Origin of the sequence: Anabaena catenula FACHB-362, from assembly GCF_014698735.1 — a bacterium.
In the GTDB taxonomy this organism is placed as follows: Bacteria; Cyanobacteriota; Cyanobacteriia; order Cyanobacteriales; family Nostocaceae; genus Anabaena; species Anabaena variabilis_A.
In genome coordinates, this window is the sequence record NZ_JACJTQ010000002.1 from 286711 (window position 1) to 293159 (window position 6449).

Annotated in this window: 5 protein-coding genes; 3 read left to right on the plus strand and 2 right to left on the minus strand. The window is 40.6% G+C overall.

The features are described from left to right. Positions 1-23: 23 nt before the first annotated feature. A complete protein-coding gene (locus tag H6G68_RS03260; protein WP_190905324.1) occupies positions 24-554 on the plus strand; it encodes a TolB family protein in 531 nt (176 codons plus the stop codon). 67 nt (positions 555-621) lie between these two features. On the opposite strand, the gene H6G68_RS03265 is transcribed toward H6G68_RS03260, so the two are convergent. Then, entirely contained in the window at positions 622-1620 is a 999-nt protein-coding gene (locus H6G68_RS03265) for a succinate dehydrogenase/fumarate reductase iron-sulfur subunit (protein ID WP_190905336.1), read from the minus strand. A gap of 1603 nt (positions 1621-3223) precedes the next feature. Between H6G68_RS03265 and H6G68_RS03270 the strand changes: the two genes are divergently transcribed. Both H6G68_RS03270 and H6G68_RS03275 read left to right on the plus strand, forming a co-directional pair. Continuing rightward, positions 3224-3661 carry an AbrB family transcriptional regulator gene (locus H6G68_RS03270; RefSeq protein ID WP_071191720.1) on the plus strand — a complete coding sequence of 146 codons (438 nt, stop codon included), beginning with the start codon at positions 3224-3226 and terminating at the stop codon, positions 3659-3661. Between the two features lie 437 nt (positions 3662-4098). Further along, entirely contained in the window at positions 4099-4968 is an 870-nt protein-coding gene (locus H6G68_RS03275) for a CPBP family intramembrane glutamic endopeptidase (protein ID WP_190905337.1), read from the plus strand. 228 nt (positions 4969-5196) lie between these two features. On the opposite strand, the gene H6G68_RS03280 is transcribed toward H6G68_RS03275, so the two are convergent. After that, on the minus strand, positions 5197-6318 hold the full coding sequence (locus H6G68_RS03280) for a geranylgeranyl reductase family protein (RefSeq protein ID WP_190905325.1): 1122 nt from the start codon (positions 6316-6318) through the stop codon (positions 5197-5199). Positions 6319-6449: the final 131 nt, after the last annotated feature.

The following is a 6449-nucleotide window of genomic DNA, read 5'->3' on the forward strand; positions in this document are numbered from 1 at the left end:
TAATGACTAATGACTAATAACAAATGACTAATGACAAATTATCTATTATTTTTTTATTTTTATGCTCGAGTTTGTTGACTGGGTGTTTTGGCTACCCGCGTTTGTTAAGTTATCCATTTGATGCCGGTGGTCGGAGTCTCAATAGTCTGGCTTCAGAAGTAAATCCCCAAATTTCTGGGAGATATATTGTGTTTACGACTGACCGCAGGGGTAGCCAAGATGTCTATATGTTCGATACGGTGACTCGGAATTTGGTGGATTTACCGGATTTGAATTCCTTTGATAGCATTGCTTCTCATCCTTCAGTGACTCAAGATGGTCGTTATATTGTGTTTGTGGGGAGTCGTCAGGGACGATCTGCGATTTTTCTCTATGATCGGGAAACTCGTCAATCTCGGAATTTAACTACTAATCTGCAAGCGGAAATCCGCAATCCTACAATTAGTGCTGATGGGAGTAGGATTGCTTTTGAGTTTAGTAATAATGGGCAATGGGATATTTTACTGTATGACCGTTCTGGACGACAGTTGAATATCCCGCAAGAACCGAGGTAATTCGTAATTTTCCTCATCTCCCCAGTCTCTATTCCCCTAGAAAGGGCGGGGAAACCCCGCCCCTACGTTAGGATTCGGTTTTTTGGACGGATTCGATGAGCGATCGCACTTGTTGTGTCCCTTCTGATGGTTCAAAGGAGAGGGGGAATTTACCCCGGATGAGCATTCGCAAGCCTAAAGGTGCAAGGCTGAGTAATCCTTTTAAATCGCGGAAGTAGTTACCAACTACTTGGATACCAAATTGACGTTCATCAATCCAACCACCTGCTTTCACTAACTCGATTAAGACTTTGCGGTGACGAATGGAACGGCTATCGCTGGCTTGTTTGCGATCGAGAATTTCTTGTTTAATTTTGGTAATTTGTTCTAATGGCGCAACTTCCATTGGACAAACTGAATCACAGTATAAACAGCGAGTACAACCCCAAACGCCTTTAGTACCTTCGTTATAGTTTTCTAATCGATTTTCAGTATCACTATCGCGGGAATCGGCTACCATGCGATATGCTTTGGCCAGAGCATGGGGTCCTACAAAGTCAGGATTGACTTCACGAGCGTTGCATTCAGAGTAGCAAGCACCGCACATAATACAATTGCCGGTTTGATCGAGGAGCGATCGCTCTTGTGGTGTTTGCAAAAACTCTTTTTCTGGTACTTGTCGTGCTGCGGTACTCACATAAGGAGCAACAGCTTCTAAGTTATTCCAAAAACTGCTCATATCCACGACCAAATCCTTAATTACGGGCATATTACCCAAAGGAGCGATGGTGATTTCGTGAATGGTATTATCTTCGGTTTGCGGTGATGAAATTTGTGGTAATCTAGCTAGTTCACTGCCAACATTTTCCTTACAAGCTAAAGCCGAACGTCCATTGATTCGCATCGCACAGCTGCCACAAATGGTATTGCGGCAATTTTTGCGAAATGCTAAAGTTCCATCTTGTTCCCACTTAATCTGATTGAGGCAATCTAGGATTGTATTACCTGGTTCTACCTGCAAAGGATAAGTTTGCACAACAGGGACAGAATTTTGTTGCTGCCGAATAATCTTAAAAATAACTTCCATTGTTACCCACCAAATTATTAAAATTGCCTCACCTGGCTCTGAAATCATGAATACAAGCTGGTTGTTGTGAAAAATCAGCAGCTAAGAGGCTGACATTTCAGGATCTGATGATTTCACTTCAAGGATAACTACTAAGATTTTAGTTGTGGAAGTGCCGTCCGGGGCATTTGTCTCCAAAAAGCATATGGTTCGATTTCATTTACTTGTTGGACAGTACAAGGTAGCGGTGTTTAACCGTGCCAATTTTAGATTTTGGATTTTGGAAAATGGAATTGTTTTTTGTACCCTTACGGGGAAGCAAGCTATATACCTCACCCCTTGTGGGTGCAGTCAATCTCAAATCGCAAATCTCAAATCCAAAATTGTTTGACCTAGAAAGGTGCTTGCCTGATTAAATGTACCTTAGACTATCATTACATCTTGAAGTCTGCTCAAGGATGAAGGCTTGGGGACTGGATTTTTCCACCTTTACAGGTATGGAGCATAAATTTTGAAAAATCTTTTTTTATTTTCGCCGACCAGCAGCGAGGAATTTACTGATAACTACTTTAACCTTGATCCTTCACACTTCACACTTCTTTAGTCAAGTCCCAGTTATAAAAATTCTTCAAGCAGTAGGGAAGAACGATATTTTAAATATGTAGAAGTGTTAAAGCGGATGATAATCATCTGGTCGAGACTATCAAGCAGCGGATAGATGTGGTAAATTTATTCTTCCCCTAGACAGAAGTACAGAATAATTTGAGAGATTTGGCCTGATGCTAATAAAAGGGTGGAAAATCCAGCCTGCTTTTTGTTTCATCTCTATCAAGAAAACTGTAGATTTAACTCACTCACTCAAAATTGCTCCTCTCAATTAGATAAATTTTTATAAAAGCCATGACCCAATACTCATGAGAGCATAAAGCCAGAGGAAAATCCACACTGCTTTTTCTCTCCCCAACTTCAGGGATTAAAAAAAAAGTTGCTCCGCAAGTTGAATTTTAAATTAAACAAATATTTTGCTATTATTAGTCCATGCTAGTATTTAATATAAAATTACGAAGGAACAAAACCAAAGCTAATAACCGCATAAGTGCGGCTATCGCTGATTTGTTTATTCGTAATGTAGAGATAAGAAAATTCACATCTCTACTGGCTGGACAAAAGGGTGTATGTCCGTAAGACCATAAGCAAATACTATGCTGTCCTAAGCTTGAGATGAGGAGTGGGGACTACCCTACAAGTCAAGGTCAAGAAAGGCAAGCACTGAAAGTGGAAAACCTGCAATTTATTGTCTCTACGACTTTTTTGTAGTAGAACTAACCTGATTTGTAAAGGTGGCTTAAAATTACACCCCTACAGTAACGCCAAAAGATAAAATACTTTTATTTCTAATGGCGAATGATGGTTAAAAGTGCTGTAAAATCACCTAAATAAATGTCTGTGAATACCATGACCTCTAATTTATTGTGGATAGAGGTGCGTGGGCTGGTCATATCAGCAGGAATTCACTCCTCACCCTAGAGTCTTCAGTAGCTCTATGCAGTGGCTAAAAAGCCAAATACTGGGATAAAACGACATTGTTGATCAGCTTGGAGAGATTAAGGAAATTTTGAGAATAATGACTGAAACTGCAACCGCCGCATTAACTGGAAAAGCACTACTTGCTAAAGTAAAAGAGCTTTCTAATTTACCACGCCGAGAAAGAGCAAAGCAGTGCGGCTATTACACCGTCACTAAAAATAACCAAGTTCGTGTTAATCTCACCGATTTTTACGATGCTTTGCTATCTGCTAGAGGTATTCCTCTCAGTCCAGAAGCACCTAAAGATGGACGTGGACGCGAACCGACATACCGTGTAAGTGTTCACCAAAATCGTCAAATTGTTATTGGTGCTACCTACACCAAAGCAATGGGCTTAAAACCTGGTGATGAGTTTGAAATTAGGCTCGGTTACAAGCATATTCACTTGATTCAGTTAGGTGAAAGTGATAAAAAATTAACATCCCAGGATGTAGACTCTGACGAAACAGAGTTAGAAGATGAAGAAGAAAATTAAATTTTTCTGATAGTAGGGGTAAGTTTTGGGTGAATGCTTGATAACTTGTCCCTACTGCTACAGGTAACTAGTACGGCAGGGCGGAATTAAAAATTAAAAATTAAAAATTAAAATAGCAGATTACACCAGCTGTTGAAGAATTTTTAATGGTTGGTTGACGGCTGCCGTTGTGTACTAGGATTTGTAGCTTAAAAATTCATTCACAGAAAAATTCCGATTTTACCAACAATGTTAGATTTCAGGAAAGCCGATTTGAGATTTTTTTGTTCGAGGTTGATGCGGGATTAAAGTTTCTCTAAGCCCAAACCCTTTGTGGGTGACATAAATCCAAAATCCAAAATCCAAAATCCAAAATTGCTGGAACTTTTGCATGAGTCACAAATTCTAGTAGAGTCTTGATTAATAAACAAGAACTCTATTTTGGACAAAAGTATATCGTGTTTTTTTTGTCGGTTTCAATAGCATTTTTAGAGCCATTGGCCAATACCTTACTGACATTTCTTAAAGATTCGTCAGTACTGTTAGTTGTCATGGCTTTTTTCATTACTTGGGTAGGGTGCTGGTTGCCAATAGCAGCGATAATTGGGATGGTTATAAATTGGCAACTTAATAAACCTTTACAACCAGATCAAAAAATACCTTTATTGGTGTCCCTCTATTTATTAGCACCCTTGATTCTCTGGGGAATAAATGGGCTAGGACTGGGGTCTTTTGCTGATTATGGTTTGGTTGTTAACCGTTCTATTTTTGGTTCTTTACTGCTGGGTTTTGGTTTGGGTGTGTTGGGATTAGTTGTAGTGTTTACCTGCCAATTTTGGTTAGGTTGGTGCTATTTAGAAAAATCAAATATCAAGTTAATACCAACTATTTTGCTACCAATTTCCTTGGTGGCTTTATTTGTGGGTGGGATAGAAGAATTAGTTTTTCGGGGTTTTTTGTTAACTCAGTTAGAGAAGGATTATGCAATTTGGGTAGCGGCGATTATTTCCAGCTTGATTTTTGCTTTACTACATTTAGTTTGGGAACAACGGGAAACTGCACCGCAAATTCCTGGATTGTGGTTAATGGGAATGGTTTTGGTTGTGGCCAGATTCGCTGATAGTAATAATTTAGGAATAGCTTGGGGACTTCATGCCGGATGGGTATGGGCGATCGCTACCATAGATACAGCAGAACTCATTACCTACACAAGTAAAGTCTCAGAATTGCTAACAGGTATAAACAAAAAACCCCTAGCCGGCTTAACTGGGGTTCTGTGCGTTCTGCTAACAGGAGCAATTCTTTGGTTATTTTCTCAGTCTGTTTGAAATTAGTGGTCATTCGTAATCATCATCCTAAAATTACGAATTATCGAAAAATTGGGTTTAAAGCCCCGTCCTTCTAGGACGGCTTTCTCTTAGTATGGAGATTTATGCTGAATCCGAAATAAAATCCTACGCTAAGGTAGGTGATGTTAGACAGGGTTTCCCTGCAATTGCTGTTTGAGCTTAGAATCCCCGTGCGTTTACGCCGGGGAGTATGTCAAGAATTATTATCTAACCACCAAAACCAGGAATTAAACGTTTCAATGCGCGACCGGCAACATCGCCATAGCGCAATTCACCACAAAGGATTTTACCCATGATTTGAGCGCCGGAGGGACGTTTAACACCCACTTTATAACCAATACCAGGGAAGCGATAAAATGCTCCGGCTAATTTTTGCGCCCAAGCCATTTCTGAACCCCATTGTTCGTTAACGGCATTGCTATATTGCTCTAAGGCGTTGATATCGCCACTAAGCGCATCGTTAATGGATGCTGCGGCTAGGACACCACTAAAAATAGAGGGACGAATACCTTCGGCGGTAAAAGGATCAACTACACAAGCGGCTTCACCGGCTAAAACTGCATTTTGGGTATGCAGCTTTTGGTTTCCATCCCAAATACACAGAGGATGACCATACTGCTTGCTATTGGTGACATTTACATTAAAAGATTTGGCGTATTCATCTAAAATTTTCTTAAAATCCTGGGGTTCGCCACCTATAAATGTACCAACCCCGATAGAATAACCGTCAGCTTTGGGGAAGTTCCAGATATAGCCGTTTTTAACTAAACCAAACTCAAAGTGAATTGTCGATTTTTTCTCTACATTTGCCGGAATTTCTGCTTCTAATGCTCCTGCTAGACGGCGTTTACGGTCTTTGAAGCCGAGCCATTTTGCCATTGGACCCTTTGCACCATCAGCAGCGATTAAGTAGCGACCTTCTACTGTTCCATTCGCTGTGTTAACTTGCCAATAATCGGTTTTAAATTCAATGCCTGTGACTTCTGTATTGTCTCGTAGTTCAGCCCCTTGGCTTTGAGCTTGCTGTACTAAGAAATGGTCGAAAACGTCTCGCCGCACCATCCAGACAGGTTCTTTGGTGGCTATTTTGGCTTCTACGGGGTCGCCTAATTTCCAAGTGAAGCGGAGAGAGTCAGCTTTGACAGAAATTGCGGGGCTAAAGTCAAAGTCAAACCATTGCGCGATCGCTGGTGACACACCACCACCACAAGGTTTATATCGGGGCAGGGATTCTTTTTCCAGAACTAAGACTGAGCGTCCCCGCTTGGCTAAATGATATGCTGCTGTTCCACCTGCTGGGCCAGCACCGATGATGATGCAGTCGTACATAATGGCTGAATTTTTGCTTTCTATTTTAATTATGTTGATTTTCCAGTATATATAAGCATTTATGATTTTTTGTAAAGTTTCAATAAATATCGGGAAGGGGAATAGGTGACAGGAGGCAGGGGGCAGGGGGT

Bases quoted from the DNA above. Each gene is read 5' to 3' on its own strand.
- H6G68_RS03260 (WP_190905324.1), top strand. From the start codon at position 24: ATGACTAATGACAAATTATCTATTATTTTTTTATTTTTATGCTCGAGT.
- H6G68_RS03265 (WP_190905336.1), bottom strand. From the start codon at position 1,620: ATGGAAGTTATTTTTAAGATTATTCGGCAGCAACAAAATTCTGTCCCT.
- H6G68_RS03270 (WP_071191720.1), top strand. From the start codon at position 3,224: ATGACTGAAACTGCAACCGCCGCATTAACTGGAAAAGCACTACTTGCT.
- H6G68_RS03280 (WP_190905325.1), bottom strand. From the start codon at position 6,318: ATGTACGACTGCATCATCATCGGTGCTGGCCCAGCAGGTGGAACAGCA.